This window comes from Streptomyces chlorus (genome assembly GCF_042655885.1).
GTDB lineage: Bacteria > Actinomycetota > Actinomycetes > Streptomycetales > Streptomycetaceae > Streptomyces > Streptomyces chlorus.
Genome location: NZ_JBHSOA010000042.1, coordinates 99,569 through 126,503, shown reverse-complemented (window position 1 = coordinate 126,503; position 26,935 = coordinate 99,569). Strand labels below are relative to the sequence as shown.

The following is a 26,935-nucleotide window of genomic DNA, read 5'->3' as shown; positions in this document are numbered from 1 at the left end:
GGGGCGCTTCACCGCGCCCCGGCCGCCGGCGGGCGCTCACACCGTCCGCGGGGGCAACGGTCGCAGCGCCGGGCCGTGAAGCACCTCGCCGTCGACGCCGAACCGTGAACCGTGGCAAGGGCACTCCCACGCGGTTTCCGCCTCGTTGAAGGCGACCAGGCACCCGAGATGGGTGCACCGCGCCGACACGGCGTGCACGGCCCCGCCCTCGTCGCGGTAGACGGCGCAGCGCCGTCCCTCGACGCGCACGACCGCGCCCGATCCGGGGGCGATCTCGGCGACGGAGTCGACGTGGCTGCTCTTCAGCCGGTCGCCCACGAAGTGCCGGGCGACCTCCGCCTGTTGCTTCAGCAGCGACGTGCCCTCCCGGACGGTGCTGCGCAGCCGACGCGGGTCGTAGAGCCCCGCCCACTCGGGTTCCGTGCCGGTGATCGTCGATGCCAGCAACTGTCCGGCCATGGCGCCGCCGCTCATGCCCCAGCCGCCGAACCCGGTCGCCACGTACACGTGGTGCGCGCCGGGGTGGAAGGGGCCCACCAGCGGTACACCGTCGCTGGCGTCGTTGTCCTGGGCGGCCCACCGGTACGCCGTGTCACCGACCGGGAAGTGCTCGTGCATCCAGGCGTCCAGCCGGAGGAACCGCTCGCGGCTGTCGTTCGTGCCGGGCGTGAACTCCTCGCCCGTGACGATCAGCAGACGCCTGCCCTCGTCGAGCGGAGCGGTACGGACCGACCGCTTGCCCATGTCGTCCGTGATGTACATGTGCTCCGGCGCCACAGAGGCCGGCAGGGGAGCGGCGACGACCAGTTCGCGGCGCGGTGACAGGCGCGCGAAGAGGAGGGCCCGGTCGAAGACCGGGTAGTGCGTGGCGACGACGACGTCCTTCGCCGTGATCGTCGTGCCCCGCTCGGTCTTCACCTTGCACGGACGGCCCTCGGTGAGGCCGGTCACCCGGGTCCGCTCATGGATGACACCGCCTCGTGCGGTGATGTCGTCCGCGAGGGCGAGCAGATACTTGCGCGGGTGGAACTGCGCCTGGTGCGCGATGCGCACGGCCGCTGCCACCGGGAAGGGGAGGTCGGTCTCCGTCACGAAGGACGCGTCCAGCCCCGCTTCCGCGGCCGCCTCGGCCTCGGCCTCGAACACGGCACGGCGCTGCGGGTCAGTGGTGAAGGTCAGGGCCGACGACCGCTCGAAGTCGCAGTCGACACCCAGTTCGGCCGCCACCGATCCGACCCGTTCCACCGCCGCCTGCTGGGACCGGGCGTACTGGCGTGCGCCCTCCGGTCCACGAGTGCGGCGCAGCCGCTCGTACACGAGAGAGTGAGCCGCGGTGAGCTTCGCCGTCGTGTAGCCGGTCACCCCGGCGGCAACGCGGTCCGCCTCCAGCACGACTACGCTCCGCCCGGCCCGGGTCAGTTCCCAGGCGGTACTCAGGCCGGCCATGCCTGCCCCGATCACGGCGACGTCCGCCGTGGTGTCGGTCTCCGATGCGGACCATCGGGTGCCCGGTGCGGTAGCCATCCAGTACGACTCGGCCATGCCGGGCAGTTCAGGTCGCGTGGTCATGGACCACGTGTTCCCCTCCACGGTCGGAAGGAGACGCGGCGGGCCTTTTCTTCCCCTGAGCGGCCCTGTGCCACCGCATGCACCGTCGAGTAACCGAACACGTCGTTCCGGACCTGCGTGGGGTACGGACCTGCGGCGGGGTACGGACGAACGAGACCGGTCAGGCCTCGACGACCTCCACGGCTTCCCCCGCCGGACCGCTCGCGCCGGGGACGCCGGCCGCGGGACCGACCGACCGGCCTGCCCAGGTATGGACCCGCCAGCCTTCGTCGGGGGCGCCGGAGAGGATGACGACGCCGGTGTTCTGGAGCGCGTGCCGGGCCGCGAAGTCGACGTCGAGGTTCTCGGCCCGGGCCGCCGCCCACATACGGATGGCGGCACCGTGACTGACCATGGCCACGGTCTGCGCCCCTGTGTCCGCGGCTTCTTCGACCACCGTGTCGAAGCGTTGCAGCGCCTCCACGCCGTTCTCCCCGCCCGGCATGCGGAGCCCGGTGTCTCCCGCCGACCAGGCGAAGACGGTGGTCAGGTACGTCTCGACGGCCTGATCGTCGCCCCGCATCTCCAGGTCGCCGGCAGACAGCTCCCGGATGCCGTCCCGCACCCGGACCTCCAGCCCCGTCCAGGCCGCCAGCGGCTCGGCGGTGAGCTGGGCGCGGAGGAGCGTGGACGCGTAGAGCGCGCCGATCTCCTCCGCCGCGAGTGCTGCCGGGAGGGCGGCCGCCTGTTGCCGACCCAGGGGAGTCAGCTCCGGCCCCGGTTCCGTTGTGTCCAGCAGGTGCTTGAGGTTGGACGGGGTCTGACCATGGCGGATGAGCAGCAAGCGCATGTGGACGGGCCTGTCTCCAGGGTGGCTGGTCTGGGATCTCCACTCTGACACCTCTGGACCTGGCCCCGGTCGGCGGGGCGCATGGAACCTCAGATCCCAGTCTCCTGGTGTCCACGATCAAGTGGAAGCTTCAAGACCTCGCGGTGTCCGCTCTCGGCCGCACCCGGCTCGCCAAGTCCGTGCACGACGCGGGCTGGTCCGCGTTCGTCGGCATGCTGGAGTACAAGGCGGTCAAGCACGGCCGCACCTTCGCCAAGGTGGACCGTGCTTTCCCGTCCTCCCAGGTCTGCTCGGCCTGCGGATTCAGGGACGGACCCAAGCCTCTGCAGGTAAGGGAGTGGACGTGCGGCGAGTGCGGCACCGTCCATGACCGCGACCACAACGCAGCCCGCAACGTCCTGTTCGAAGGACGCCGAGTCGTCGCCGCCGGACGGGCGGAGACGCCAAACGCCTCGTGGAGCGCCGGTAGAACCAGGACGAAAGTCCCGGCACGGCGCGGTGAAGCAGGAAGCCCCCGGAAGGGTCAGCCGACCCAGGCCGGAATCCCTGGCTTTTAGACCAGGGAGCACGTCAAGGGTGCAGCACCACCTTGGTGTAGCCCTCGATCCGCTTGTCGAACTTGTCGTAGGCCGACGCCGCCTGATCCAGGGGCAGTTCGTGGGAGACGACGAAACTGGGCTTCGCCCTGCCCTCGATGATCATGTCGCGCAGGTGCCGGTTGTAGCGCTTCACGTTGCACTGTCCCGTACCCATCCGCAGGCCCTTCTCGAAGAGCTTGCCGATCGCGACGAGGAGCATGCCGTGCTTGGCCTGCTCGTCCGGGCCTCCTGGGTCGGACGGGACGTAGAGGCCGGGCACGCCGAGCGCTCCGGTGGCCCGGACCGTAGCGATGAGCGAGTTCAGGACGGTCGCCGGTTCTTCGTGGTCCGCGCCGTGCGCCGTCGCCTGGTAGCCGACGGCGTCGACGCCCTTGTCCGTGCCGATGCCCTCGGTCTGCTCCTTGATCTGCTCGGCCGGGTCGCCCTCGGCGAAGTTGATCGGAACCGCGCCGATCTCCTCGGCCTTCTGCAGCCGCTCGGGGACCCTGTCCACGGAGAACACCTTCTTCGCGCCGCGCAGCAGAGCCGAGTAGGCGGCCATGAGCCCGACCGGCCCCGCGCCGTACACCGCAACGCTCTCGCCCGGGCGCACCTGGGCGAGTTCACAGCCGTGGTAGCCGGTGGGGAAGATGTCGGCGAGCAGGATGAAGTCGGTCTCGTGCTCCTGTCCCGGCGGCAGCTTCAGGCAGTTGAAGTCGGCGTAGGGGACGCGCAGGTACTCGGCCTGGCCACCCTTCCAGGGCCCCATGGCGACGTAGCCGTACGCGCCGCCCGGAAAACCGGGGTTGACGGTCAGACAGTAGCCGGTGAATCCCTCGACGCAGTTGACGCAGAAGCCGCAGGCGACGTTGAAGGGCATGACCACGCGGTCGCCCTCCTTGAGCGAGGTGACGCCCTGGCCGACTTCCTCGATGATTCCCATGTTCTCGTGACCGAAGACGATGCCGGGCTCGGCGGCGGTGCGGCCCTCGTACATGTGCAGGTCGGAGCCGCATATCGCGGTGGAGCTGACCCGCACGATCACATCGTTCGGATGCTGGATGCTGGGCTTGTCGACCTCTTCGACCGCGACGGTGAACGGTTCTTTGTACACGACGGCCTTCATGGATGCGACCTCCTGCTCGATGGCGTACGTATCCGGTCGTCACGCCCCGGCCCGCTCTCCGCGTGACTCAGCTCTCATGATTCTCCGGTCTACCGGATCGGGCAAACCGGTAATCTCGGGACGTATAAGCTTTCGACGCCGCACCAGGAAGGGAGTGACGGACTATGGCAGCGCAGAGGCTGGGGACCCTACTCGTCCCCGTGCCGGGATTGTCAGGCATCACGTACCCGCCAGGAACAACCGTCACGGTCCGTGGCCGCGGCGCGACCGTCGATGCCTTCGTCAACGGCGACTGGCTTCCTCTGTCGTGGTGGGAATTCTCCGACGGTCTCCGCGAGGACATCGCCGACCGCTGACAGCTGCGTCGCGACAGCTACGTTGCGACTGCCGGACTGCCGGACTGCCGGACTGCCGGTCGTCAGGTGACCTTGACCCAGTCCAGGGTGCGTTCCACGGCCCGCTTCCAGTCCTGGTAACCGCTCTGGCGCTGCTCCTCGCTCCACACCGGGCTCCAGCGCTTCGACTCCTGCCAGTGCGAGCGCAGTTCGTCGGTGTCGCGCCAGAAGCCGGTGGCGAGGCCGGCGGCGTAGGCGGCGCCCAGCGCGGTGGTCTCGGCGACCACCGGACGGCTGACCGGCACACCCAGCACATCGGCCTGGATCTGCATGCACAGGTCGTTCGCGGTCACGCCGCCGTCGACCTTGAGCACGTCCAGGTGGACGCCCGAGTCCTGTTCCATGGCATCGACCACGTCGCGGCTCTGGTAGCAGATGGCTTCCAGTGTGGCCCGTGCGATGTGACCACCGGTGTTGAAGCGGGCCAGACCGACCATGGCGCCGCGGGCATCGGAGCGCCAGTACGGGGCGAACAGGCCGGAGAAGGCCGGCACGAAGTACATCCCGCCGTTGTCGTCCACCGAACGTGCCAACTGCTCGCTCTCCGGGGCGCTCCTGATGATCTTCAGCTGGTCGCGCAGCCACTGCACGGCCGCGCCGGTGACGGCGATGGATCCCTCCAGCGCGTAGATCGCGGGGCTGCCGGCGAACTGGTACGCCACCGTCGTCAGCAGACCGTGCTGCGAACGCACCAGCTCCGTACCGGTGTTGAGCACCAGGAAGTTGCCGGTGCCGTAGGTGTTCTTGGCCTCGCCGGGGGAGAAGCAGACCTGGCCGACGGTCGCCGCCTGCTGATCTCCGAGCATGCCGGTGATCGGCACGGCGGCACTCAGTGGCCGGGAGGTCCGGGCCTGGCCGTACGCCTCGGGATGGGACGAGGGACGGATGGCCGGCAGCATCGCGTGCGGGATGCCGAAAATGCCCAGCAGTTCGTCGTCCCAGTCCAGGGTCTCCAGATTCATCAGCATGGTGCGGCTGGCGTTGGTCACGTCGGTGGCGTGCACACCGCCGTTGGGCCCGCCGGTGAGGTTCCACAGCACCCAGGCGTCCGTGTTGCCGAACAGGGCGTGGCCCGCCTCGGCGGCCTCGCGCAGTCCGTCCACGTTCTCCAGCAGCCACTTGATCTTGCCGCCGGAGAAGTAGGTGGCCGGCGGCAGGCCGGCCTTGTGGCGGATGACCTCGCCGTGGCCGTCACGTTCGAGGGTGGCGGCGATGCTGTCGGTGCGCGTGTCCTGCCAGACGATGGCGTTGTAGTACGGGCGGCCGGTGCGCGGGTCCCAGACCACGGTCGTCTCGCGCTGGTTGGTGATGCCGATGGCCTTCAGATCGGCAGCCGACAGGTTTCCGGCACGGAGGGCGTTCTGGATCACCGTGTTGGTGCGCTCCCAGATCTCCACCGGGTCGTGCTCGACCCACCCCGACCGCGGCAGGATCTGGCGGTGCTCGAGTTGGTGCTTCGCCACCTCGTTCCCGGCGTGGTCGAAGATCATGAAGCGTGTACTGGTGGTGCCCTGGTCCACCGCGCCGACGAATTCGGGCATCGTGGCCACCTCTTCTCGTGGTCGTGCGGGATTGCGCGCTCCGGGGCAGGGGGCGCGTCGGACGGTGTGCTCGCGGCGACCCTCCCCCAGCCACCAGGTGAAGCCGGGCGCGGCCGCCTGTGCCTAGGGTTCCTCGGTGGCCGGGCCCTCTTCGGCCTCTCCGAGCCTGGCCTTGAGCACCGGGCTGATGAGCAGGTCGTACACTCCGGTCCCGATGACTCCGCCGATGAGGGGACCGGCAATGGGGATCCACCAGTACCCGCTGAACCATTGGAAGGTTCCAGGCAGGGCAATAGAGCCCCAGCCTTCGAAGAAGGTGAACAGCCGGGGCCCGAAGTCCCGGGCGGGATTGATCGCATATCCGGCGTTGGTGCCGAACGTCAAACCGATCGCGACGACCACCAGGCCAATGAGGAATGGGCCCAGATTGGACATCGGAGCCGTATTGCGGGTGTCGATGAGTGCGCAGATCAGCAGCAGTAGAATCCCGGTGCCCACGATTTGGTCGAGCAAGGGGCCCCACCAGGAATTTCCGAAGTATTCGGCGGGAAATGTGGCGAAAATCGAGTACGTCGCCAGTGATTCGTCCCGTGGGACCCCCGCCTTGGCATTGGCCGCGTCGATCGCCCACCGGTAGGACGCGTAGACGAGCGAGGCGGCGACGAACGCCCCCACGACCTGCGCCAGCCAGTAGGGCAGGACCTTCCGCCAGGGGAAGTCCCGTCGAACGGCGAAGCTCAGAGTCACCGCGGGATTGATGTGGGCGCCGCTGATACCGCCGGCCACATACACGCCGAATACCACGGCGAGACCCCAGCCCCATGAAATGATGAGCCAGTTGGCGGGGCCGAAGTCCACTGTTTGTCGACCCGATCCGGGCAGGCCGACGACGGCAACGGCCACCGATGCGGTGCCCAATAGAATCAGAACGAATGTTCCCAGGAACTCTGCGAGCATCTCACCGGCGAGACCTTTTTGGTAACCGCGTCGATGGACAATTCGTTCAGCCATCGATTCTCCTCGGCTAGAATAGTGCAGACTTGCCCTGCCTATCGCCGGAAGCCTATGTCTACCGGGGGGATCCCGCCTGCGCGGCGCCGGATTTCCCTCCCATGGAGTAATGGCGCTTTTCCGTTCTCGGCCCGAGGCGGCCCGGTGGGCGGCACCGGTGCTCCGGTGCGTGGACGAGCGGTGGGGCCGCCCGCCGTCAGGGCGGTTCCTGAGAGGTCACTTCACGGACAGCATGGCCCCGAGGTGATCCGGTTGGGGCGGCGAGCGGAGCCGGGCGGGGCGTTCAGTCGGGTGGCGCCGCCCTCACGGGGTACCGGCTCAGCCGACGATCGGTGAGACAGCGACGCATCCGGCCACGGAAACCGCGCCCGCCCCGGACTCCTCGACCAGCGTCTTGCCCTTGTAAACGATCTTGCAAGTGATCTCACCGGAGGCGTCATCGACGTCCACGGTCAGCGGCATGACGGCGGGCGCCTCGATGCCACGCAGCTGCACCGTCTTCTTCCACGGCAGCGTGGGGTTCTCCACCGTCTCGAACTTCGGATCGGACGCGTCCCCGCCACCGGCGTTGAAGTCGATGGAGTCGACCTTCTCGCCGGTCACCTCATAGGTGACCTCGTACTCTTCGCTGATCTGCTCGTCGACTTCCTCGAGCGCCGCGTCCTCCGCCCGCTGGGCGGCCTTGTCGGTGGCTTCGGAGCAGGCGCCGAGACCGAATACGAGGCCGGCCACGACGAGCGCGGACACGGCGGAGCGACGGATGTGGTTCATCGGATACCCCCCGGACATGCGGACTGTGAAGGAGTAGACAACAGTCGAAAAGTGAGCGAGTCAACCCGTTTCACCTGCGTGAACTTGCCCACCGGCACCACCTGTCGCCGTACTCTCACCGAGCCCTTGAGCAGTACTCGGTCACGTCACCGCTCCGGAACCACAGCCGACGGGTTCACGGCCTGACACGCGTTGTGGTCGAGGGACCGCCACCGGCCTGAATCGTCGAAGAGCTCCTGCGGCTTCTTCCGCCCTCCTGCTGCCAGAGTTGAGCACGGCCGGCCGCCGGTTCGCGCGTCGGCCGGGGGCCGAGGAACTGGTTGAAGGCAAAGGACGAACGAGTGGCGGAGACAGAACATCGCGTGGGCGTTCTGGTGTTCGACGACATGAAGATGCTCGACCTGTCGGGGCCGGCGGAAGTCTTCAGTGAGGCCAACCGGTACGGGGCGAACTACCGACTGAGCGTGGTCTCGGTCGACGGAAACCCGGTGCGCACATCCATCGGTCTCCAGATACCGGTGGACTCGGACACGGAGTCGGCCCCCGCCTTCGACACCTTGCTGGTCGCAGGGGGTGACCTGCTGCCGGGCCGCCCCGTCGAGGCGAACCTCGGGGCGGCCGCGCACCGGCTCGCGGGCAGCGCCGGACGGGTCGCCTCGATCTGCACCGGGGCGTTCATCCTGGCCGGGGCGGGACTGCTGGACGGCAGACGGGCGACCACGCACTGGCAGCACACCGCGTTGCTGGCCCGCAGTTATCCGTCGACGCGGGTGGAACCGGACGCCCTCTACGTGAAGGACGGTTCGATCTACACCTCGGCCGGTGTCACCGCGGGGATCGACCTGGCGCTGGCCCTGCTGGAGGAGGACCACGGTCCCGGTCTGGCCCGCAGTGTCGCCCGCTCGCTGGTGGTCTTCATGCAGCGGCCCGGCGGACAGTCGCAGTTCTCCGCCTCGCTCCAGGGCCCCGCGCCCCGGACCCCGGTCCTGCGGCTGGTCCAGGACCTCGTGCAGGCCGACCCGGCCGCCGACCACACTCTGGAGACGCTCGCGGAATGGGCCCGGGTCAGCCCTCGGCACCTGACCCGCATGTTCCGCACCGAACTGAAGACCTCGCCGATGAAGTACGTGGAACTGATCCGCTTCGACATGGCCAAGGCCCTCCTCGATTCCGGGCACGGCGCCACCGAAGCCGCCTCGCTGTCGGGTTTCCCCAGCTACGAGAGTCTGCGGCGCGCCTTCGCCCGTCACCTCGGCGTGTCACCGACCCGCTACCGGGACCGCTTCACCACCACGAGGCCCGCACCCCGTCGTCCCGTGTCACCCACCGACCCGGACGGTCACGACGGGCCGTGACCGTTTTCGAGGTGTTGTCGGCCATCCGGTAGCGGACACGGCAGGCGGTCCTGGCGGAGTGTAGAAGTACAACAAACCACCCACGTCATCGTTCCCCAGGGAGGCCACCGTGACCGAGAAGATCGCCGGTATCGAGATCCCCGACAGCAAGCTCGCCCAGGACGCCACCGAACTGATCCGCGACACCACCCCGCCGCTGATCTTCCACCACTCCCGGCGGGTCTACCTCTTCGGCAGCCTCCAGGCCCGGGCCCTGGGCATCCGGCCCGACCCGGAGCTGCTGTACGTGGCGGCACTCTTCCACGACACGGGTCTGGTGCCGCCGTACCGCAGCGACGACCAGCGGTTCGAGGTGGACGGCGCGGACCAGGCGCGCGCCTTCCTGCTCAGCCATGACATCCCGGCCGGTGACGCGGACACGGTGTGGACGGCCGTCGCCCTGCACACCACACCGGAGGTGCCGTACAAGATGGCCCCCGAGATCGCGGCCACCACCGCGGGCGTCGAGACCGACGTACTCGGGCTGCGCCTGGCGAACATCAGCCGGACCGAGATCGACGAGGTCACCGCCGCGCATCCGCGCCCCGACTTCAAGCAGCAGATCCTGCAGGCGTTCACGGACGGTTTCAGGCACCGTCCCGACACCACCTTCGGCACGGTCAACGCGGACGTGCTGGAACACTTCGTGCCCGGCTTCCGCCGCACCGACTTCGTCGAGGTCATCCAGAACTCCGCCTGGCCGGAGTGATCGCACGTCCGAGGGCTGTCCGCCGGGGCGGCGAGCACGTCGCCCCGGCGGACGCAGTGCCGGACAGGACCGGAATGCCGTGCCGGCGGGCCCAGTGACTCCCGGAGAACCCACGGCAGCGGTGTCGAAGCTGTGGACGATCGCGGGTTCCGCCGCCGCCCTCTGCTCCAGGTCGGTGGCGTGGTCCCGCACGGCACGCCGTCCGCCGCGGTGCTCCGCCTCTGCGATGAGCTGGGCCTCATGGTCTGGCAGGACTTCCTCTTCGCCTGCGCCTCCTACCCGGAGGAACAGCCTCTGCGCGGCGAGGTGGAGGCCGAGGCTCGGGACAACGTCGTCCGGCTCATGCCGCACCCGGGCCTCGTCCTGTGGAACGGCAACAACGAGAACCTGTGGGGGTTCCGGGACTGGGAATGGGAGCCCGCCCTGCGCGGCGACTCGTGGGGCGGCGGGTACTACCTGGACCTGCTGCCCCGCGTCGTCGCCGAACTCGACCCCACCCGTCCCTACACCGCCGGCAGCCCCTGGTCCGGTTCCTGGGACCACCACCCCAACGACCCCGCGCACGGCACCCACCACTCCTGGGAGGTGTGGAACCGCCGTGACTACGCAGAGTACCGCGACAGTGTGCCCCGCTTCGTGGCGGAGTTCGGCTGGCAGGCACCGCCGGCGCTGGCCACCCTGAGGCGTGCGCTCCCCGGGGAGCGGCTCGCCCCCGACTCGCTCGGCATGCTCCACCACCAGAAGGCCGAGGACGGCAACGGCAAGCTGGACCGGGGCCTGGCGCGCCACTTCACCCCGCCCGAGGACGACTTCGACCGCTGGCACTACCTCACCCAGGTTGTGCAGGCCCGCGCGGTCGCCGGCGGGATCGAGCACTGGCGGTCGCACTGGCCGGTGTGCGCCGGCACCGTGGTCTGGCAGCTCAACGACTGCTGGCCGGTGAGTTCGTGGTCCGCGGTGGACGGCGACAGCCGCCTCAAGCCGCTCTACCACGAGCTGCGCCGGGTCTACGCCGACCGCCTCCTGACGCTCCAGCCGGGCGCGGACGGCGACACCGACCGCCCGGTGCTCGCCGTGATCAACCAGTCCGCCGAGCCGTGGCACACCTCCGTGAGCCTGCGCCGCATGCGCGCGGACGGCACCGTACTGGTGGAACAGGTCCTCGACCTGACCGTCCCCGCCGTTGCCGAGGCCGTGCGCTACCTCGCGGCTCTCGGCCACCGGCGCATCGCGCGGGTGTGCGGACCCGCCGGACTCGGCCACAGTGCCATCCGGGCGGAGGCGTTCGACCGGACGCTCGCGGAACTCGGCCTGCACGGCGGCCGGCACGTCGAGACGGGCTTCTCGGGGGAGGAAGGCGCACGGGCGACCCGCACACTGCTGCTGACACCCGACCGCCCCACGGCGATCGTCTACGACATCATGGCCGTCGCGGGACTGGGCGTGGCGGCCGAGAGGGGCGTCTCCGTGCCCGACGACCTGTCCCTGCTGGCCTGGGACGACTCCCAGCTGTGCCGCCTGACGCATCCGACCCTGTCGGCGATGAGCCACGACGTGCATCGATTCGGGGCGGAGGTCACCGAAGTCCTGTTCGACGTGATCGCCGGTGAGAAGGTCCGGCCCCGCCCCGTGGCGACCCCCTCGCTCGTGCCGCGCAGGTCGACGGCGCCGCCTCGGGCGTAGGGCGTACGTCCGTAAGGCGGCGGGACAACTGTCTCAGCCCGTGAGCGCGGCCGAGGTGGCGTGGGCAAAAGCCTCCGGGTTGTCCAGCATGATGTTGTGCCCGCACTCCGGGATCGCGACCACGTGCACGCCCGCAGCCTCCAGCGCGTCGGTGCCGGGCAGCGGGCCGTCGGCCTCCGGCACCAGAAAGGTGCGGGGGATCTTCAGGTCGAGCAGGAGTGCGCGCACGGTGGGGACGGTGCCGCGGGCGAGGTGGACCGCGCTGCGGTGCAGCGCCGCACGGCCCGCCAGGCGCATCGTGGACCACCAGTGCTCACCGGCCCGGTCACGGACCTCTTCCCAGCCGCCCGCCAGGAACTCCTCCTCGGAGTACGCGGCGATACCGCTGCTGCCGAGGACACCGGGCCGCGGCTGGATCGGGTCGAGGTTGGCGTCGATCAGGACCAGACGGGCCACGAGGTGCGGGTGCCGCGCGGCCAGGACGACGGCCACCGAGCCACCCATGCTGTGCGCGATCAGCTCCGCATCGGCGACCCCCGCCGCGGTCAGCGCCCCGGCGAGAGCATCGGCGTGCGACTCCAGGGAGTAGTCGAAGTCCGTCGGCCGGTCGCTGATGCCGTGACCGAGCAGATCGATCAGCAGCGAACGGCGGCCGGCCAGCAGCGGATGCACCGCCACCTGCGCGAAGTAGGCGGGCGACATGGCACCCAGACCGTGCACGTAAACGCGGGAAGGCTCCTGCCCCGGCAGCTCGACCCAGCGGATCCGGTCACCCTCGGGTGTCACGGCGGCATTGCGCACGGTCGGCTCTCCTGCGGTCGGGATCAGTGGAGAGACGAGGATAGTCACGGTCGCCGGACCTCACCGCACCGGGACTGATCTCCCCGGCCCCGCCCCCCGGCGCAACGTCCCCGAGTGCCGAGGAACATGCGACTGGCAGGCCCGACAACGCCCATGGCACGCCCATGGCGGCTGAGCGCCGTCACCCTGGCTGTCTGCTGCGGGCGCTCGCCTCGGCGACGAGGGCGCTCAGCAGCTCGGACGGGGTGAGGGGGCACAGGTGGAGCGGGTCGGCGTCCCATTCTCGGCCACCGACGAGCGGGCGGAGCTGGACGTGCGGGCCCACGTGCCCCATGACCCGCCCGACGCGGTCGCGCACGGTGTCGCGGACGGCCGCGCCGATGCCGGGAAGCCCGTCGACATCGTGGTTGACGTCGTCCGTCACTCGGCGACTCCCTCCGCGCTGCCCACCGCGCTTCCCTTCGCAACCCCCCTGGTGATCACGTCCGCGAGCGCGAGGGCGACCGGGGCCGAGCACACGCCGAGGTGGACAAGGGCGTAGGGGGCTTCGCCGGTTCTGCGGTCGTCCGCCCAGGGGGTACGGACGTCCATCGCGGGGAGCTGGATACCGGCTCGGGTGAGGGCGGTGGCGAGGGCGTCGCGGGCCTCGAGGGCTTCGTGGATCTTGGGGGTGTGCGGCATGGGGTCCTCGTCAAGGTGCGGTGGGCCGTGTCCGGGCGTGCCGTGATCGACGCGGTTTCGCCGATCACCTGACCCGACTGCGCTGGGTGTATTACGTTGCGTAGTCCAGTCGTTACAAGGATGCCCGTGGTGCGGGCGCCCACGCCGTGGACGGGGAAGTGGGTCCCCGTGGCGCGGGGGTGGTTCCACGGAGTCCACACGGCCCACACAGCCGCATCGTTCATCAGCACGTCCCGGAAGGAGCGGTATGTCGCAGCGACGCGCCATCACCGGCCGCAGCCAGGAACCCCGCCAGCGGTTCGCCGAGGAGCTGCGGACGTTACGGGCCGCGAGCGGTATGAGCCTGCGGGCACTCGGCGAACGGCTGGGCTGGGACTGGTCGTTGTTCGGCAAGATGGAGAAGGGCGAGACGCTCGGCAGCCCGGAGGTCGTCCAGGCCCTCGACACCCACTACGGGACCCCGGGCCTGCTGCTGGCCCTGTGGGAGCTGGCCGCCGGGGACCATACGCAGTTCCGTGAGCGGTACCGCCGGTACATGGCGCTGGAGGCGGAGGCGGTGAGCCTGTGGCACTTCGCGGTGAGCGTGCTGCCGGGGCTGTTGCAGACGCCGGGGTACGCGCGGGAGGTGCTGACGGCGGGCGGGCTGAGGGGGAAGGGACTCGACCAGCAGATCGATGCCCGGACGGGGCGGCGGGAGTTGTTGGAAGGGGAGGGCGCGCCGCGTTTTCGGACCATCCTCTCCGAGGCGGTCCTGCGCACTGCCCTGCTGGACACTCTTGAGTGGCGAGGGCAGTTGGAGCACCTGGCCGAGATGGCGGAGCGCCCGAACATCATCGTTCAAGTACTGCCTTTCAGCGCCGGCCCGTACGGGCTCGACAGCACCGACGTATGGTTTCTGCGCCTGCGGCGGGGGCAGACCGTGGCATACACGGAGAACGCGCACCGTGGTGACCTGATCGAGGACAGTGAGGCGGTCGAGAGACTGCAAAGTGCCTACGATGCAGTTCGTGACCTGGCGCTGACCCCGGCCGAGTCGCAGAAGTTCGTCCTGCGAATGTTGGAGGAAATGCCGTGCGAACCATAGATCCGAGCGTGGTGACGTGGCGCAAGAGCTCTTACAGCAATTCGGACGGCGGCGCGTGCGTCGAGGTCTCCGACGACTTCGCCGCCGTAGTCCCCGTGCGGGACAGCAAGATCCCGCACGGCCCCGTGCTCGTGTTCCCGGCTGTTGGCTGGGCGTCCTTCGTTTCCGCTGTCGGGGGCGGGCAGTTGGGTGGCTGAACGGGTAGGGCGACGGCCCCGCGGTCTCCTCGTTGGATGCTGTTGGCCAATTCCGCCTGACGGTTCCGGCCCCGTGAGCCCGTGCCGGTGACCCTGGGAGGGCTCCGGCCGCAACTGTGCCACTTTCCCGGAAAGTGACACAGTCTGCGGACCCACACCCCACACCCCACACCCCGGACCCGCCGGATTCGCCGGATTCGCCAACAGCGTCTCCTCGTTGGATCACGGGGCCGTTGGCGTGACCGGGGACCATTGCAGGGTAGGGCGTTCTCCGGCCGGGGTGGCTCAGGTCACTTGCCGAGGGCCTTCTCGATGTCGGTGATGACCTTTTCCATGGCGATCGGGCCGTTGCTGCTGCTCCAGACCTGGCCGTCGACCCCGTGGTCCTGGCCTGCCTCGACGGCCTTCATCCGGGTGAAGGCCTTCTCGGAGCGGGCGGCCTCCAGTGCCTTGTCCCCCTCGGCGTTCAGCGTGGCGATGAAGACGTGGTCGGCGTCGGCCTTGGTGAGGTTCTCCAGGGACAGCGGGTCCGAGTGCGGCTGCTTGCCGAGGTCCTTGGCCAGCGGCAGCGGAGACAGGCCGGCCTCCTCCAGCATCGCGGTGGGCATGTTGGCGGAGTTCATCACGATCGGGCCGCCCGGCATCCACCGCATCACGATGCCCGTGCCCTTGACGCTGTCGCCCGCGTTTCCCGCGCGCTCGACCAGGGCGTCGATCTTCTGGTCGAGCGCGTCGGCCTTGCCCAGCGCCTCGCCGTAGGTGTCGAGGCTGGAGCGCCAGTCACCGGCGGCCGGGACGATGGTCGGCGCGATGGCGGAGAGCGTCTCGTACTGTGACTTCTCCAGGTTGGCGCCGGTGAGGATGAGGTCCGGCTCGGCCTTGAGGATCGCCTCGGTGTTGGGTTCCCGCACCGTGGCGACCAGCGGGATGTCGGCGGCCTGGTCGCTCAGGTAGGCGGGAGCGCCTTCGGCGCCCCGGGCGGCGCTGGTGCCCACCGGAGTGATGCCGAGCGACAGGGCGGTGTCCAAGGAGGCATCGCTGAGGGTGACGACCCTCTTCGGTGTGCCGTCGATCTTCACCTCGCCGAAAGCCGTCTGCACGCCCCGCTCGGTCCCGTCGGCCGCCGTCTTCCCTTTGCTGTCACCGGAGTTGGGGGAATCGGACCCGCCACAGGCGGCGAGGGCCATGACCAGCGGGGCGGCGGCCAGAGCGAGAGCGGCGGAGCGCAGCGAAGATCGGCTTCTGGGCATGGATGTCTCCAGGGGAGGTGGATGTATAGCGAAAGCAAAGTTAGGTTAACCTCACCTTTGTTGAATATGGAAGGAGGGGTGAGGGTGACGCTCCGTTCACTTGTCGTGCGTGGCCTGCTCCCCGGCGCCGGGGTCCTGCTGGCCGCGGTGATCGCGAGCCTGCTTCTGGGCGCGGGCGACGTCGGACCGGGACGTGCCCTGTCCGCCCTGCTCGGCGGCGCCGACGGCGATGCCCGGTTCACCGTCCTGGAACTGCGGCTGCCCCGCACCCTGGTCGCTGTCGCCGTCGGTCTGGCCCTGGGCGTCGCGGGAGCCCTGCTCCAGGCCGCCGCCCGCAACCCGCTGGCCGAACCGGGCCTGCTCGGGGTGAGCGCGGGGGCCTCCTTCGCGGTGGTCGTCGCCCTGGTCCTCGGCGCCTCGGCCGCCACCCTCGGCCCCTACGTGGCCGTCCTCGGGGCCGGTGCCGGATGTCTGCTGGCACTGGGCGCGGCCCGCCTGCGCGGCGCCGGGGACGACCCCGTCCGCCTCGTGCTCGCCGGGGCCGCCTTCAGCGGGTTGATGGCCGCCGGCTCCTCGGTGATGCTGCTCGTCGACGCCCGCGCCGCCGACGAGATCCGCTTCTGGACCATCGGATCGGTCGCCGGACGGGAACTGGCGGACCTGTGTGCCGTCGCCCCCGTCGTCGGTCTCGGACTTCTCCTCGCCGTCCTCGTCGCACCCGCCCTGACCGCCCTGAGCCTCGGCGACGACGTGGCCACCGGCCTCGGCCACCGACCCGGCCGGGTCAGGGCCGTCGCGGTCGCCGCCGTGGCCCTGCTGGTCGGCGGTGCCACCGCCCTGGCCGGCCCCGTCGCCTTCGTCGGACTCGTCGTCCCGTTCGCCGCGCGCGCCCTGGTCGGCCCGGACCTGCGCCGGCTGCTGGCCGTCTCCGTCCTCCTCGGCCCCGCCACCGTGCTCACCGCCGATGTCGTCTCCCGGCTCGTAGCCCGCCCCTACGAGATGCCCCTCGGCGTCATGACCGCGCTGCTCGGCGCGCCCGTCCTGGTCGCCGTCGTCCGATCCCACAGGTTGCCCTCGCTGTGACAACGCATCCCGCCCCGCCCGGACCGGCGACCGCGGCCAAGCCCCCGGCACCCGCCCGCCGCCCGCCGCTCACCCTCCCCGGAACCTGGCGCCTGGCCGCCGGTCCCTACGCCGTCCTGATACCGCGCAAGCCGCTGCTGGGCACCGCCGCCGCCCTGGTCGTGCTGATCGCCGCGAGCGCGGTGCACCTCGCCGTCGGCGAGATCTTCGTCCACCCGCTGGACGCGCTGCGCGCCCTGTTCGGCGACGGCACCCCCCGCGACCTGCTCGTCGTCGAACGCCTGCGGCTGCCGCGCCTGCAGGCGGGCCTGGCCGTCGGCGCCGCCCTCGGCGCGGCCGGCTGCCTGATGCAGACCCTCGCCCAGAACCGGCTGGCCACCCCCGACACCGTCGGCCTCAACGACGGCGCCGCCGCCTTCGCCGTCGCCTCCGTCACCGGACTCACCACCAGCCTCCTGCCCAGCGGCGCCGCCCTGACCGGTGCCGCCACCGCCGCCGCCCTCACCCTCGCCCTCAGCGGCGGAGCCGGACGCGGAGGCTACCGCTTCCTCGTCGTGGGCCTCGGCGTCGGCGCCGTCTTCGGTGCCGTCACCAGCCTCGTCCTCGCCCGCTCGGCCGCCGACGCGGCCAACGCCGCCTACGGCTGGACCGTCGGCACCCTCAACAGCCGCGACCAGGACGCCGTGGCCCTGCTCGCCCTCGCGCTGCTCGTCGTCCTGCCGCTCGCCATGGTCCTCGGCCGCCGGCTGCTCCTGCTGCGCCTGTCCGATGCCGTCGCCTGCGGTCTCGGCGTCCGCATCAAGGGCCTGCGCCTGGCCGTCATCGCCCTCGCCGTCGTCCTCGGCGGCCTCGCCGTCGCCGTCGCCGGGCCGCTCGGCATGATCGCCCTCGCCGCTCCCGAGGCCGCCCGCCGCCTCGCCGGGCCCCGTTCCGTCCCCGTCCTGCTCTCCGCCCTCGCCGGGGCGGTCTTCACCCTCCTCGCCGACCTGCTGGGCCGCACCGTGCTGGCCCCGCTGGAGATCCCCGTCGGCCTCGTCACCGCCGTCGTGGGCGGCCCGTATCTGCTCTGGCTGCTGCTCACCACCCGTACCAGGAGGTCTCTGTGAGCTTGGACCGGGAGCTGTCCGTGAACCCGTACCAGGAGGTCCCCGTGAACCCGGCCGAGACCGACAGCCGCCTGCGCACGCGCGACCTGCGCCTGGCCCACGGCTCCAGGGTCGTCGTCGACGGCCTCGGCCTCGCGCTGCCCGAACGCCAGGTCACCGTCATCGTCGGCCCCAACGGCTGCGGCAAGTCGACCCTCCTCGGCGGACTGGCCCGCACCCTGCCCGCGCGCGGCGGCGCCGTCCTCCTCGACGGCCGCGAACTCACCAGGATCCCCACCCGGGAGATCGCCCGCACCATCGGCATGCTCCCCCAGTCCGCGATCGCCCCCGACGGCCTCACCGTCCGCGACCTCGTCCGCTACGGCCGCCAGCCCCACCAGGGCCTGCTGCGCCAGTGGTCCGCCGACGACGCCCGCGCGGTCGAGGAGGCGCTCACCGCCGCCGACCTGCACGACCTCGCCGACCGCCCGCTCGAGACCCTCTCCGGCGGCCAGCGCCAGCGCGCCTGGATCGCCATGGCCGTCGCCCAGGAGACCCCGATCCTCCTCCTCGACGAACCCACCTCGGCCCTCGACATGGGCCACGCCCTCGAAGTGCTCGAACTGGTCCGCTCACTGGCCGCCCAGGGCCGCACCCCGGTCCTGGTCCTCCACGACCTGACCACCGCCTGCCGCTACGCCGACCACATGATCGCCCTCAAGGACGGCGCGATCGTCGCCCAGGGCCCGCCGTCCACCATCGTCTCCCCCGACCTGGTCCGAGAGCTCTACGGCGTCGAGAGCGCCATCCTCACCGACCCGGTCCACGGCACCCCGGTGATCTGCCCCCTCCACGTCACCCCCTCCGGGGCAGACGCCTGAACACACCCCGGACGTCCGCGGGACGCGTGGACGAGCCCCGTGCGCCGGGTTCTCGACGCGCCCACCCGCCTCGACGGCACGGCGGGGCCGTCGTCGCCGACAGGTGTCCCGGGGCGGGACTTCCCCCTGCGTCGCCGCGTGATTCCGGGGGTGACCGGACCCGCCGTCAGACCGGATAGGCGTGGGTCTGGGCCGCCTTGAGCGTGGCCCAGACCTCCGCGCCCGGGTGCAGGTCGAGTTCGGCGGCGGCGACCGTGGTGAGGTCGGCGGCCAGGGGGAGTTCGCCGGTGAGGGCGACGCGGATCTGGTCGCCGTGGGTTTCCATACCGGCGACCTCGCAGTGCCAGAGGTTGCGGGCGCTGGAGCCGGTGGGGCGGTCGCGGTGGAGGGTCACGGCGCCGGGCGGGAACGCGACGAAGACCTGGCCGGTGAGATCCTCGGTGGTGGTGATCGCCGGGCCGCCGTCCAGCCGTACGGTGTGACCCTCGGCCCGGCCGGTGTAGAGGTTCAGGCCGACGAGCTGCGCGATGTAGTCGGTGCGCGGGTGACGGGCGATGTCCTGGGGCGTCCCCTCCTGGACGACCCTGCCGTGCTCCACGACCACCAGACGGTCGGCCAGCACCATCGCGTCGAGCGGGTCGTGTGTGACCAGAATGGCGACGGCCTCGAACGCGGCCAGATGGCGGCGGAGTTGAGCGCGTACGTCCAGGCGGGTACGGGCGTCCAGGGCGGCGAGGGGTTCGTCGAGGAGGAGCATCCTCGGGCTGGTGGCCAGGGCGCGGGCCAGGGCCACCCGCTGGGCCTGACCACCGGAGAGGCGGCGGGGCTTGGCGCCGGCGTGGTCCGCCAGGCCCATGCGGTCCAGCCACGCGGCGGCCGTCGCCCGTGCCTCCGTCTTCGTGGCGCCCTGGCAGCGGGGGCCGAAGGCCACGTTGTCCAGCGCCGTGAGGTGCGGGAAGAGGAGGTAGTCCTGGAAGACGACGCCCACGGGACGGGACTCGGGCGGCACACGGTGCAACTCGGTGCCGTCCAGGTGGAGATGGCCGGTGGTGAGGGGTGTGAGGCCGGCCAGGGCGCGCAGCGCCGTGCTCTTGCCGGCGCCGTTCGGGCCGAGCAGGGCGACGACCTCGCCCGGCGCGGCGGTGAGCGCGATGTCCAGGCGGAAGGTGCCGTGGTCGACGACGAGGTGGGCGTCGAGGCCCTCGGGAACTGTGGGACTCCTGCCGTCGCGCTGGGCGCCGGCGCCGGGTCTGTGGTTATGGGCCCGCCCGCCGGAGGTCACCTTGGCGATTCCGTCGCGTCCTCGCTTCCCCGCGTGGGTCATGACGCCGTCATCCACCGGTCGCGCAGACCGGCCAGCACCGCGATCGAGACGGCGAGCAGGACCAGGCTGAGCGCGATGGCGGCCTCCGGGTCGCTCTGCAGGGCGAGGTAGACGGCGAGGGGCATGGTCTGGGTCCGGCCGGGAAAGTTGCCGGCGAAGGTGATCGTCGCCCCGAACTCGCCCAGCGCCCGCGCCCAGGCCAGCACCGAACCCGCCGCGATGCCCGGCGCGATCAGCGGCAGCGTGACCCGGCGGAACGCGGTGAAGCGCGACGCGCCCAGGGTGGCCGCGGCCTCCTCGTAACGGCGGTCGGCGGCACGCAGCGTGCCCTCGACGCTGATGACCAGGAACGGCATCGCCACGAACGCCTCCGCGACCACGACCCCCGCCGTGGTGAACGGCAGGCTGATGCCGAACCAGGCGTCCAGCCACTGCCCGACGATGCCGTTGCGGCCCAGCGCCATGAGCAGGGCGACACCGCCCACCACCGGCGGCAGGACCAGGGGGAGTGTCACCAGCGCCCGGACCAGGCCCCGGCCGGGGAATTCCGTACGGGCCAGCAGCCAGGCCAGCGGTACACCGAGGACCAGGCTCACCGCCGTCGCCGCGGTGGCGCACACCAGGGAGAGACGCAGGGCCTGCCACACCGCGGGGCTCGTCAGCTGCTCGGGCGTGCTCTGCCACGGGGCCCGGACCAGCAGGGCGAGCAACGGCACCAGCAGGAACGCCACGGCGAGCAGCGCGGGCAGCAGCAGGGGCAGCGGCACGCCCTGCCCGCCGCCCGCCCCCATGCGGCGGCGCCGCGGACCGGTGCCCTTACGGGGGCCGGTCGCGGCGCCGGAAGTGCCGGAGGCGTCCGCCGGGGTCACGACGTCAGGAACCCGGCGTCCGCCAGCACCCGCCGGCCCTCGTCGGACCGCACGTACGCGATGAACGCCTCGGCCGCCGCGGCGTTCGGGGCGTCCTTGAGCAGGGTGATCGGGTAGTCGTTGATGGCCTCTGCGGCCTCGGGGAAGTCCACGCCCTCCACCTTGTCACCTGCCGCGTGCACGTCGGTCTTGTACACGAGGGCGGCATCGGCCTCCTTCAGCCGGACCTTCGTCAACGCGCTCTTGACGTCCTGCTCGTACGACACCGGGGTGAGCTTCAGACCGGCGGCGTCCAGCGCCGTCTGCGCGGCGGCCCCGCACGGCACCTCCTTGGCGCACAGGACGACCTTCAGCTTCGAGTCGGTCAGGTCCCTCAGCGAGGAGATGTGGTCCGGGTTGCCCGGCAGGGTGGCGATCTCCAGCTGGTTGCGGACGAAGGTGGCCGGGGTGCCGGCGGCGTCCCCCGCGTCCGTGACGATCTTCATCGTCCTGGGGCTGGCGGAGGCGAAGACATCGGCGGGGGCGCCGCTGGTGATACCGGCGGCGAGGCTGTCGCTGCCGCCGAAGTTGAACGTGACCTCGGTGCCGGGATTCGCCTTCTCGAACCGCTCGCCCAACGTCGTGAAGCTCTCCGTGAGCGAGGCCGCGGCGAACACGGTCACCGCGCCGGACGGCTCGCCCGAGGCGGATCCGGACCCGGCCTCGTCCCCGTCCGAGGAGGAGGAGGAGCAGGCCGTCGCGGCCCCCAGAACCAGCAGCACGGCAGCACCGGCACCGGCCGACCGGGACAGGCGGGTCCGGGGTGCGGGGCGGGTCATCACAGGGTTTCTCCCTCTGCCTACTGCTGCTCGCGGACCGATCCAGCGGGAACACATGCGCTGATCATACTGCCGCAGATGCAAGCTGGAAATGTTCTTTCGCATTGCATCAGCTGTCTATGTGGCATCGAGGGTTGGCATGTGCGGCTTGTTCGGGACCGCTGTCCGGGTGCCGTCATCCGGGAGGTGGTAGTCCATGAGCTCCTGGAATCGCACAGGGCCTACCTCGATGCGGGTCTCGACCTCGGCGCCGCCCGGAGTCGGTACGAGGTCCAGGGGGGCGGCTCGGGCGGCCTTCCTCCGAACTCCGCTCCTCCGGGCGCGAGATGAGCATGAACGGCCGCTGGTGTATGAGATACGAAAGAGCGCGCCCATGGTGTCCGGAGCCTTGCCAGCCCGGCGGAGGCCGCCCTATTCTCCCGTGGAGAAAGCGCTTTCCCCCGGTTGTCGGTTCGGATCCAGTGGAGTGAAGTCGCCGCGTCGGCAGGTGGCTTCGCGCATGAGTCGCCACAGGTCCGGCGTAGGTCCGGCGTAGGGGCACGGTCGCGGCGACCCCGTGGCCGACGTCGGCCCGCATGCCTGTCGGGCCGTCATGGCAGTGGTCGGCCCGATCGCATCGAAGCCGAAGAACGGCACCCGCACAGCAGTACCCGCTCGCAGCACCCGCAGCAGGGCAGGATCAGGACGCCGGCAGGGCGTGATCACAGTACGGCCGCACAGGGCCGGGCATGGCCGAGTGCGGCCGGAGCCGTCCGGAGGGATCTCCGGCGGATGCGACCCCGCTCGATGTGACATGCCCATGCCATGCAATGACGCATGTCCTGATCCATGCCGCCCGTCCCGGCACGTGCAGACGAACAGGGAGAGACACGGATGAAGAGATCAGCAGCAGTGCGCCTCGGTGCGACGCTGGCCACGGCGGCCCTCGCGGCCGCGACCGGGCTGGTGGTGTCGATGCCCTCGGCGTCGGCCGCGACCGGCAGCGCCACCGGCTACGCCACCCAGAACGGCGGGACCACCGGCGGCGCCGGCGGGCAGACGGTGCGCGCCACCACGGGCACCGCGATCCACTCGGCCCTGTGCAACCGGGCCAGCAGCAGCACCCCGATCGTCATCGAGGTCCAGGGGACCATCAACCACGGCAACACCACCAAGGTGTCCGGCAGCAGCTGCAACACCGCGGCCGGCGTGATCGAGCTCAAGCAGATCAGCAACGTCACGATCGTCGGTGTCGGCAGCGGTGCCGTCTTCGACCAACTGGGCATCCACATCAGGGAGTCCAGCAACATCATCATCCAGAACGTGACCGTCCGGAACGTCAAGAAGTCCGGCTCGCCCACCTCCAACGGCGGCGACGCCATCGGCATGGAGAGCGACGTCCGCAACGTCTGGGTCGACCACACCACACTCGAGGCGTCCGGCGGGGAGTCGGAGGGCTACGACGGCCTCTTCGACATGAAGGACAACACCCAGTACGTGACCCTGTCGTACAGCATCCTGCGCAACTCCGGCCGTGGTGGCCTCATCGGGTCCAGCGAGAGCGACCGCTCCAACGGCTACGTCTCGTTCCACCACAACAAGTACGAGAACATCGACTCCCGTACTCCGCTGCTGCGCGGCGGCATCTCGCACATCTACAACAACCACTACGTGAACCTGCGCGAGTCCGGCATCAACTCCCGGGCCGGGGCCCGCGCGAAGGTGGACAACAACTACTTCAAGGACTCCAAGGACGTCCTCGGCACCTTCTACACCAGCGAAGCCGGCTACTGGCAGGTCAGCGGCAACATCTTCGACAACGTGACATGGTCCGCCCGCAGCGGCGACAACCAGCCCGCCGGCCCCAACCCGACGTCCAACACCTCGGTCGGCATCCCCTACTCCTACAGCCTCGACGGCGCGAGCTGCGTACCGGACGTGGTGAACCGGACAGCCGGCGCCAACAAGGGCAACCAGGTCTCGGACGGCAAATGCACCCCGCAGACCCCGGGCCCGACGGACCCCACGACTCCCCCCACCGACCCGACCGATCCCCCCACCGGGACCAACCTCAGCCTCGGTGCCGACGCCGACGGCTCCAGCAAGGCCGACGGGACCAGCTACGGCAACGTACGTGACGGCAGCCTGAGCACCTACTGGTCGCCGAGCGGTTCGACCGGCTCCGTCTCGATCAAGTGGTCCTCCGCCACCTCGGTGTCGAAGATCAACATCCGGGAGGCGGCAGGCTCCGTGGGCGCCATCCGCAACTGGAGGGTCCTCAACCACGACACCGGCGCCGTCCTCACCTCCGGCAGCGGAGCGGGTGTCATCTCCTTCCCGCGGACCTCGCTGAAGAAGATCACCTTCGAGGTCACCGGCTCGAGCGGCGCTCCGAGGATCGCCGAGTTCGAGACCTACACCAGCTAGCCGGTCCTCTCGTCGCGCGCCCGGCCCCAGGTCCCGGCCCCGAAATCTGGACGCTGTCGGCGAATCCGGCGGACGGGGGGCATGGTCCCGCGGACTGTGTCACTTTCCCGGAAAGTGACACAGTCCTCGGCCGGAGCACCCCGGGCCACCGGCACGGGCTCACGAGGGCCCGAAATCGCCGGGAGGATTTGACCGACGGCATCCGAAATCCGGGGCCCGGCGTTGGCCGTGCCGCCGAAAAGGGGAGTGTACGTTCGTACGCTCTGCGGATAGGGTCCGTGCATGACCATTGACGTACTGCGCCGGCCGGGCCTGGCCGAGCGGCAGGCTCGCGCGGCCGTTGCCGTGCTCTTCTTCACCAACGGCGCCCTGTTCGCGAACCTCCTGCCGCGCTATCCGCAGATCAAGGCGGATCTCGGCATCGGCAACGCTGCCTACGGGCTGGCCGTCGCGGCGTTCCCGGCGGGGGCCGTCGTGGCCGGGCTGGGGGCGGGAGTCCTCGTCCGCCGGCTGGGCTCGGCGCGGGCGGCGGTGGCGAGCACGCTGCTGACCGCGGCCGGGATCCTCGTCGCCGGTCTGGCGCAGTCGGTGATGCTGTTCGCGATGGCGCTGTTCCTGGCCGGCGCCATGGACGCCTTCACCGACGTCGCGCAGAACGCCCACGGACTGCGGGTGCAGCGCCGCTACGGACGCTCCATCATCAACTCCTTCCACGCCATCTGGTCCATCGGCGCCGTCACCGGCGGAGCCATGGCCGCCGGGGCGATCGCGCTCGATCTCCCGCTCGGCGTGCACCTGCTGATCTCGGGCGTGCTCTTCGGGGTCACCGCTTGTGTCGCCCTGCGGTTCTGCCTGCCGGGACCCGACACCGAGCCGGCCGAGGAGAAGGAGACGGAGGCGAAGGAGGAGTCGCGGGAGAAGGGGAGCACCGGAGGCGGGCGTCCGCTCCTGACCTCGCGGACGCGATACGTGCTGGCCGCGCTCGTCCTCATCGCCACCGCCGGCACGCTCGTCGAGGACGCGGGCAACTCCTGGGCCGCGCTCTACCTCTCCGACTCGCTGAACGCGTCGGCGGCGCTGGCGGCCTCCGGCTTCATCGCCCTGGTCGGAGCCCAGTTCGTCGGCCGGATCCTCGGCGACCGGTTCGTCGACCGGTTCGGCCAGCGCGCGGTGGCCCGTGCCGGAGGCTTCATCGCCGCGGCCGGCATGGGCCTGGCCCTGGCCGTGCCCACGGTGCCCGGCACGATCCTCGGCTTCGCCGCGGCCGGGTTCGGCGTGGCGACCCTGGTGCCGGCGGCGATGCACGAGGCCGACGAACTGCCCGGCCTCAAGCCCGGATCGGGGCTGACGATCGTCTCCTGGCTGATGCGGCTCGGCTTCCTGCTCTCCCCGCCGGTCGTCGGGCTCGTCGCCGACGAGGCGGGCCTGCGCCTCGGCCTGCTGGTGGTGCCCCTCGCGGGCGCGCTCGTGGTCGTGCTCGCCGGGGTGCTGGGGTCCCGGAAGCGTCGACCGGCAAGCGACGAGGGGTAGGAAGGGCGCAGCATCAGGCGGACGTATTGAGCGTACGTTCGTACGCTCCAGGGTGTACCGTCGTTTCCATGGCGACGGACCACTTCGCGCAGGACCCCCGTACGAACCTGGAACGGATGCAGGCGGGCGACCTCTACATCGCCGACGATCCCGAGATCGCCCGCCGGCAGCAGGAGGCCGTACGCCTGGCCGCCCGCTTCCAGGCCGCCTTCGTCGAGGACGCCGCCGCGGCGCAGTCGATCCTCGCCGAACTGCTCGGTGCCGTGGGCGAGGAGGCGCATGTGCGCCCGCCCCTGTACGTGGACTACGGCAGCAACATCACCATCGGGGCGCGTACCTTCGTCAACTACAACCTGACCGCGCTGGACGTCGCGGCCATCGTCATCGGCGAGGACTGCCAGATCGGCCCGAACGTCCAGCTCCTCACCCCCACGCACCCCGTGGAGCCGCAGCCCCGGCGCGACAAGCTGGAGGCCGCGCAGCCGATCACCATCGGCGACAACGTCTGGATCGGCGGCGGCGCCATCGTCCTGCCCGGGGTGACCATCGGGGACAACTCCGTGATCGGCGCCGGCGCGGTCGTCACCAAGGACGTGCCGGCGAACGTGATCGCCCTCGGCAATCCCGCCCGCCCGGTCCGCGACGTCTGAGGCTCCCGTGGCCACCGGACACACCGACCCGCGGCGGCGCGAACGCATCGTCGCCGCCACCCTCGACCTCATCGCCGAGGAGGGGCTCGCGGCGGTCTCCCACCGCAAGATCGCCCAGCGTGCCGGGGTGCCGCTGGGGTCGATGACGTACCACTTCAGTGGGATGGACGAGCTGCTCCGGGAGGCGTTCGGCGAGTTCACCGGCCATGTGGTCGGCGTCTTCGACACGCATCTCGCGGCGCCGGCCGGCCGGGAGGAGGCCATCGCGGCCGTGGCCGACCTCGTCCACGCCCTGTCCGAGGGCAGCCGGCGCGACCTCGTGCTCACCCAGGAGCTGTACGCCCTCGCCGCCCGCCGACCCGCCTACCGGGAACTCACCCACGAGTGGATGCGCCGCAGCCGGGTCCACCTCGAGAAGTACTTCGACCCGGACACCGCCCGCCAACTCGACGCCCTCATCGAGGGACTGGCCCTCCACCTCGCCCTGTCCCGGGAACCCCACGACCGGGCCCTGACGCTCGACGCGATCGCCCGCATCACGGCAACCCGCCCGCCCCGGGAGCCATGAGCGGGCCCCCAGCCGCCCGTGCGGCACAGTCCTGACCACTGTGCCGCACGGGCATGACCGTCTCCCCCCGTCTCGACCTCCGCCCCACCCTCGGGGCGGCGG

General features: G+C 70.8%; 25 protein-coding genes and 2 pseudogenes. 14 read left to right on the top strand and 13 right to left on the bottom strand.

The genetic code is table 11. The features are described from left to right. Positions 1–36: 36 nt before the first annotated feature. A complete protein-coding gene (locus tag ACFPZI_RS19775) occupies positions 37–1,569 on the bottom strand; it encodes an FAD-dependent oxidoreductase (protein WP_381364678.1) in 1,533 nt (510 codons plus the stop codon). Positions 1,570–1,729: 160 nt separating this feature from the next. Then, positions 1,730–2,398: a histidine phosphatase family protein gene (locus ACFPZI_RS19770; RefSeq protein ID WP_381364677.1), complete on the bottom strand. Its 669-nt coding sequence runs from the start codon at positions 2,396–2,398 to the stop codon at positions 1,730–1,732. A gap of 128 nt (positions 2,399–2,526) precedes the next feature. Here ACFPZI_RS19770 and ACFPZI_RS19765 point away from each other — a divergent pair. Then, positions 2,527–2,955: pseudogene (locus tag ACFPZI_RS19765) on the top strand (RNA-guided endonuclease TnpB family protein); the annotation flags it as partial. A 13-nt stretch (positions 2,956–2,968) separates the two neighbouring features. Here the strand turns inward: ACFPZI_RS19765 and ACFPZI_RS19760 are convergent. Continuing rightward, entirely contained in the window at positions 2,969–4,102 is a 1,134-nt protein-coding gene (locus tag ACFPZI_RS19760; RefSeq protein WP_381364675.1) for a glutathione-independent formaldehyde dehydrogenase, read from the bottom strand. Positions 4,103–4,266: 164 nt separating this feature from the next. On the opposite strand from ACFPZI_RS19760, the gene ACFPZI_RS19755 reads away from it, so the two are divergent. After that, the gene (locus ACFPZI_RS19755) at positions 4,267–4,458 is read left to right on the top strand and encodes a hypothetical protein (RefSeq protein ID WP_364745500.1); all 192 of its coding nucleotides are present in this window, start codon (positions 4,267–4,269) and stop codon (positions 4,456–4,458) included. Positions 4,459–4,520: 62 nt separating this feature from the next. On the opposite strand, the gene glpK is transcribed toward ACFPZI_RS19755, so the two are convergent. From glpK to ACFPZI_RS19740, 3 genes are all read right to left on the bottom strand, one after another. Next, positions 4,521–6,038, bottom strand: coding sequence for a glycerol kinase GlpK (gene glpK / locus ACFPZI_RS19750; RefSeq protein ID WP_381364674.1), 1,518 nt, complete (start codon positions 6,036–6,038; stop codon positions 4,521–4,523). 123 nt (positions 6,039–6,161) lie between these two features. Then, positions 6,162–7,049 (bottom strand): MIP/aquaporin family protein, encoded by an 888-nt coding sequence (locus tag ACFPZI_RS19745; protein WP_381364672.1) that lies wholly within the window; start codon positions 7,047–7,049, stop codon positions 6,162–6,164. Between the two features lie 318 nt (positions 7,050–7,367). Further along, complete coding sequence (locus ACFPZI_RS19740) at positions 7,368–7,820, bottom strand: hypothetical protein (protein ID WP_381364670.1); 453 nt, start codon at positions 7,818–7,820, stop codon at positions 7,368–7,370. 341 nt (positions 7,821–8,161) lie between these two features. On the opposite strand from ACFPZI_RS19740, the gene ACFPZI_RS19735 reads away from it, so the two are divergent. The 3 genes and pseudogenes from ACFPZI_RS19735 to ACFPZI_RS19725 form a co-directional block, all read left to right on the top strand. After that, positions 8,162–9,175: a GlxA family transcriptional regulator gene (locus tag ACFPZI_RS19735; protein ID WP_381364668.1), complete on the top strand. Its 1,014-nt coding sequence runs from the start codon at positions 8,162–8,164 to the stop codon at positions 9,173–9,175. A gap of 109 nt (positions 9,176–9,284) precedes the next feature. Continuing rightward, positions 9,285–9,923, top strand: coding sequence for an HD domain-containing protein (locus tag ACFPZI_RS19730; protein WP_381364666.1), 639 nt, complete (start codon positions 9,285–9,287; stop codon positions 9,921–9,923). Positions 9,924–10,145: 222 nt separating this feature from the next. After that, positions 10,146–11,606, top strand: a pseudogene (locus ACFPZI_RS19725) (LacI family DNA-binding transcriptional regulator); the annotation flags it as partial. Positions 11,607–11,639: 33 nt separating this feature from the next. On the opposite strand, the gene ACFPZI_RS19720 reads toward ACFPZI_RS19725, so the two are convergent. From ACFPZI_RS19720 to ACFPZI_RS19710, 3 genes are all read right to left on the bottom strand, one after another. After that, positions 11,640–12,407, bottom strand: coding sequence for an alpha/beta fold hydrolase (locus tag ACFPZI_RS19720; protein ID WP_381364662.1), 768 nt, complete (start codon positions 12,405–12,407; stop codon positions 11,640–11,642). Positions 12,408–12,588: 181 nt separating this feature from the next. Beyond that, the gene (locus ACFPZI_RS19715) at positions 12,589–12,831 is read right to left on the bottom strand and encodes a hypothetical protein (RefSeq protein ID WP_381364660.1); all 243 of its coding nucleotides are present in this window, start codon (positions 12,829–12,831) and stop codon (positions 12,589–12,591) included. Beyond that, positions 12,828–13,088 (bottom strand): hypothetical protein, encoded by a 261-nt coding sequence (locus tag ACFPZI_RS19710; protein ID WP_381364658.1) that lies wholly within the window; start codon positions 13,086–13,088, stop codon positions 12,828–12,830. Before ACFPZI_RS19710 ends, ACFPZI_RS19715 begins: the two co-directional genes overlap by 4 nt. Positions 13,089–13,335: 247 nt before the next feature. Here ACFPZI_RS19710 and ACFPZI_RS19705 point away from each other — a divergent pair, with 247 nt between their 5' ends. Both ACFPZI_RS19705 and ACFPZI_RS19700 read left to right on the top strand, forming a co-directional pair. Beyond that, the gene (locus ACFPZI_RS19705; RefSeq protein ID WP_381364656.1) at positions 13,336–14,172 is read left to right on the top strand and encodes a helix-turn-helix domain-containing protein; all 837 of its coding nucleotides are present in this window, start codon (positions 13,336–13,338) and stop codon (positions 14,170–14,172) included. Then, on the top strand, positions 14,160–14,369 hold the full coding sequence (locus ACFPZI_RS19700) for a DUF397 domain-containing protein (protein WP_381364654.1): 210 nt from the start codon (positions 14,160–14,162) through the stop codon (positions 14,367–14,369). The genes ACFPZI_RS19705 and ACFPZI_RS19700 overlap by 13 nt, the downstream gene beginning before the upstream one ends. Before the next feature lie 290 nt (positions 14,370–14,659). Here the strand turns inward: ACFPZI_RS19700 and ACFPZI_RS19695 are convergent, their stop codons facing one another. Next, entirely contained in the window at positions 14,660–15,619 is a 960-nt protein-coding gene (locus tag ACFPZI_RS19695; RefSeq protein ID WP_381364652.1) for an ABC transporter substrate-binding protein, read from the bottom strand. 84 nt (positions 15,620–15,703) lie between these two features. Here ACFPZI_RS19695 and ACFPZI_RS19690 point away from each other — a divergent pair, with 84 nt between their 5' ends. Genes ACFPZI_RS19690 through ACFPZI_RS19680 form a run of 3 tightly spaced genes read left to right on the top strand, consistent with a single transcriptional unit; the run spans position 15,704 to position 18,668 of the window. Then, complete coding sequence (locus tag ACFPZI_RS19690) at positions 15,704–16,702, top strand: FecCD family ABC transporter permease (protein WP_381364650.1); 999 nt, start codon at positions 15,704–15,706, stop codon at positions 16,700–16,702. Then, the gene (locus tag ACFPZI_RS19685) at positions 16,699–17,808 is read left to right on the top strand and encodes a FecCD family ABC transporter permease (protein WP_381364648.1); all 1,110 of its coding nucleotides are present in this window, start codon (positions 16,699–16,701) and stop codon (positions 17,806–17,808) included. The genes ACFPZI_RS19690 and ACFPZI_RS19685 overlap by 4 nt, the downstream gene beginning before the upstream one ends. Continuing rightward, positions 17,805–18,668: an ABC transporter ATP-binding protein gene (locus tag ACFPZI_RS19680; protein ID WP_381364646.1), complete on the top strand. Its 864-nt coding sequence runs from the start codon at positions 17,805–17,807 to the stop codon at positions 18,666–18,668. Before ACFPZI_RS19685 ends, ACFPZI_RS19680 begins: the two co-directional genes overlap by 4 nt. Before the next feature lie 166 nt (positions 18,669–18,834). Here the strand turns inward: ACFPZI_RS19680 and ACFPZI_RS19675 are convergent, their stop codons facing one another. From ACFPZI_RS19675 to modA, 3 genes are read right to left on the bottom strand one after another with little or no spacing between them, the layout of a single operon-like run. After that, on the bottom strand, positions 18,835–19,992 hold the full coding sequence (locus tag ACFPZI_RS19675; RefSeq protein WP_381364645.1) for an ABC transporter ATP-binding protein: 1,158 nt from the start codon (positions 19,990–19,992) through the stop codon (positions 18,835–18,837). Further along, entirely contained in the window at positions 19,989–20,861 is an 873-nt protein-coding gene (modB, locus tag ACFPZI_RS19670; RefSeq protein ID WP_381364643.1) for a molybdate ABC transporter permease subunit, read from the bottom strand. Before modB ends, ACFPZI_RS19675 begins: the two co-directional genes overlap by 4 nt. Beyond that, the gene (gene modA, locus ACFPZI_RS19665; protein WP_381364642.1) at positions 20,858–21,679 is read right to left on the bottom strand and encodes a molybdate ABC transporter substrate-binding protein; all 822 of its coding nucleotides are present in this window, start codon (positions 21,677–21,679) and stop codon (positions 20,858–20,860) included. The genes modB and modA overlap by 4 nt, the downstream gene beginning before the upstream one ends. Positions 21,680–22,552: 873 nt before the next feature. Between modA and ACFPZI_RS19660 the strand changes: the two genes are divergently transcribed. The 4 genes from ACFPZI_RS19660 to ACFPZI_RS19645 all read left to right on the top strand — a co-directional run bounded on the left by ACFPZI_RS19660 (position 22,553) and on the right by ACFPZI_RS19645 (position 26,833). Then, complete coding sequence (locus ACFPZI_RS19660) at positions 22,553–24,085, top strand: pectate lyase family protein (RefSeq protein ID WP_381364640.1); 1,533 nt, start codon at positions 22,553–22,555, stop codon at positions 24,083–24,085. A gap of 282 nt (positions 24,086–24,367) precedes the next feature. Beyond that, positions 24,368–25,615: an MFS transporter gene (locus ACFPZI_RS19655; protein ID WP_381364639.1), complete on the top strand. Its 1,248-nt coding sequence runs from the start codon at positions 24,368–24,370 to the stop codon at positions 25,613–25,615. A 68-nt stretch (positions 25,616–25,683) separates the two neighbouring features. Further along, positions 25,684–26,265 (top strand): sugar O-acetyltransferase, encoded by a 582-nt coding sequence (locus ACFPZI_RS19650; protein ID WP_381364637.1) that lies wholly within the window; start codon positions 25,684–25,686, stop codon positions 26,263–26,265. A gap of 7 nt (positions 26,266–26,272) precedes the next feature. Further along, the gene (locus tag ACFPZI_RS19645; RefSeq protein WP_381364635.1) at positions 26,273–26,833 is read left to right on the top strand and encodes a TetR/AcrR family transcriptional regulator; all 561 of its coding nucleotides are present in this window, start codon (positions 26,273–26,275) and stop codon (positions 26,831–26,833) included. Positions 26,834–26,935 lie beyond the last annotated feature (102 nt).

What these genes read in the sequence shown, in the direction of transcription:
- ACFPZI_RS19775 (WP_381364678.1), bottom strand. Translation starts at nt 1,569, where the DNA reads ATGACCACGCGACCTGAACTGCCCGGCATGGCCGAGTCGTACTGGATG.
- ACFPZI_RS19770 (WP_381364677.1), bottom strand. Translation starts at nt 2,398, where the DNA reads ATGCGCTTGCTGCTCATCCGCCATGGTCAGACCCCGTCCAACCTCAAG.
- ACFPZI_RS19760 (WP_381364675.1), bottom strand. Translation starts at nt 4,102, where the DNA reads ATGAAGGCCGTCGTGTACAAAGAACCGTTCACCGTCGCGGTCGAAGAG.
- ACFPZI_RS19755 (WP_364745500.1), top strand. Translation starts at nt 4,267, where the DNA reads ATGGCAGCGCAGAGGCTGGGGACCCTACTCGTCCCCGTGCCGGGATTG.
- glpK (WP_381364674.1), bottom strand. Translation starts at nt 6,038, where the DNA reads ATGCCCGAATTCGTCGGCGCGGTGGACCAGGGCACCACCAGTACACGC.
- ACFPZI_RS19745 (WP_381364672.1), bottom strand. Translation starts at nt 7,049, where the DNA reads ATGGCTGAACGAATTGTCCATCGACGCGGTTACCAAAAAGGTCTCGCC.
- ACFPZI_RS19740 (WP_381364670.1), bottom strand. Translation starts at nt 7,820, where the DNA reads ATGAACCACATCCGTCGCTCCGCCGTGTCCGCGCTCGTCGTGGCCGGC.
- ACFPZI_RS19710 (WP_381364658.1), bottom strand. Translation starts at nt 13,088, where the DNA reads ATGCCGCACACCCCCAAGATCCACGAAGCCCTCGAGGCCCGCGACGCC.
- ACFPZI_RS19705 (WP_381364656.1), top strand. Translation starts at nt 13,336, where the DNA reads ATGTCGCAGCGACGCGCCATCACCGGCCGCAGCCAGGAACCCCGCCAG.
- ACFPZI_RS19695 (WP_381364652.1), bottom strand. Translation starts at nt 15,619, where the DNA reads ATGCCCAGAAGCCGATCTTCGCTGCGCTCCGCCGCTCTCGCTCTGGCC.
- ACFPZI_RS19675 (WP_381364645.1), bottom strand. Translation starts at nt 19,992, where the DNA reads ATGACCCACGCGGGGAAGCGAGGACGCGACGGAATCGCCAAGGTGACC.
- modA (WP_381364642.1), bottom strand. Translation starts at nt 21,679, where the DNA reads ATGACCCGCCCCGCACCCCGGACCCGCCTGTCCCGGTCGGCCGGTGCC.
- ACFPZI_RS19660 (WP_381364640.1), top strand. Translation starts at nt 22,553, where the DNA reads ATGAAGAGATCAGCAGCAGTGCGCCTCGGTGCGACGCTGGCCACGGCG.
- ACFPZI_RS19655 (WP_381364639.1), top strand. Translation starts at nt 24,368, where the DNA reads ATGACCATTGACGTACTGCGCCGGCCGGGCCTGGCCGAGCGGCAGGCT.
- ACFPZI_RS19650 (WP_381364637.1), top strand. Translation starts at nt 25,684, where the DNA reads ATGGCGACGGACCACTTCGCGCAGGACCCCCGTACGAACCTGGAACGG.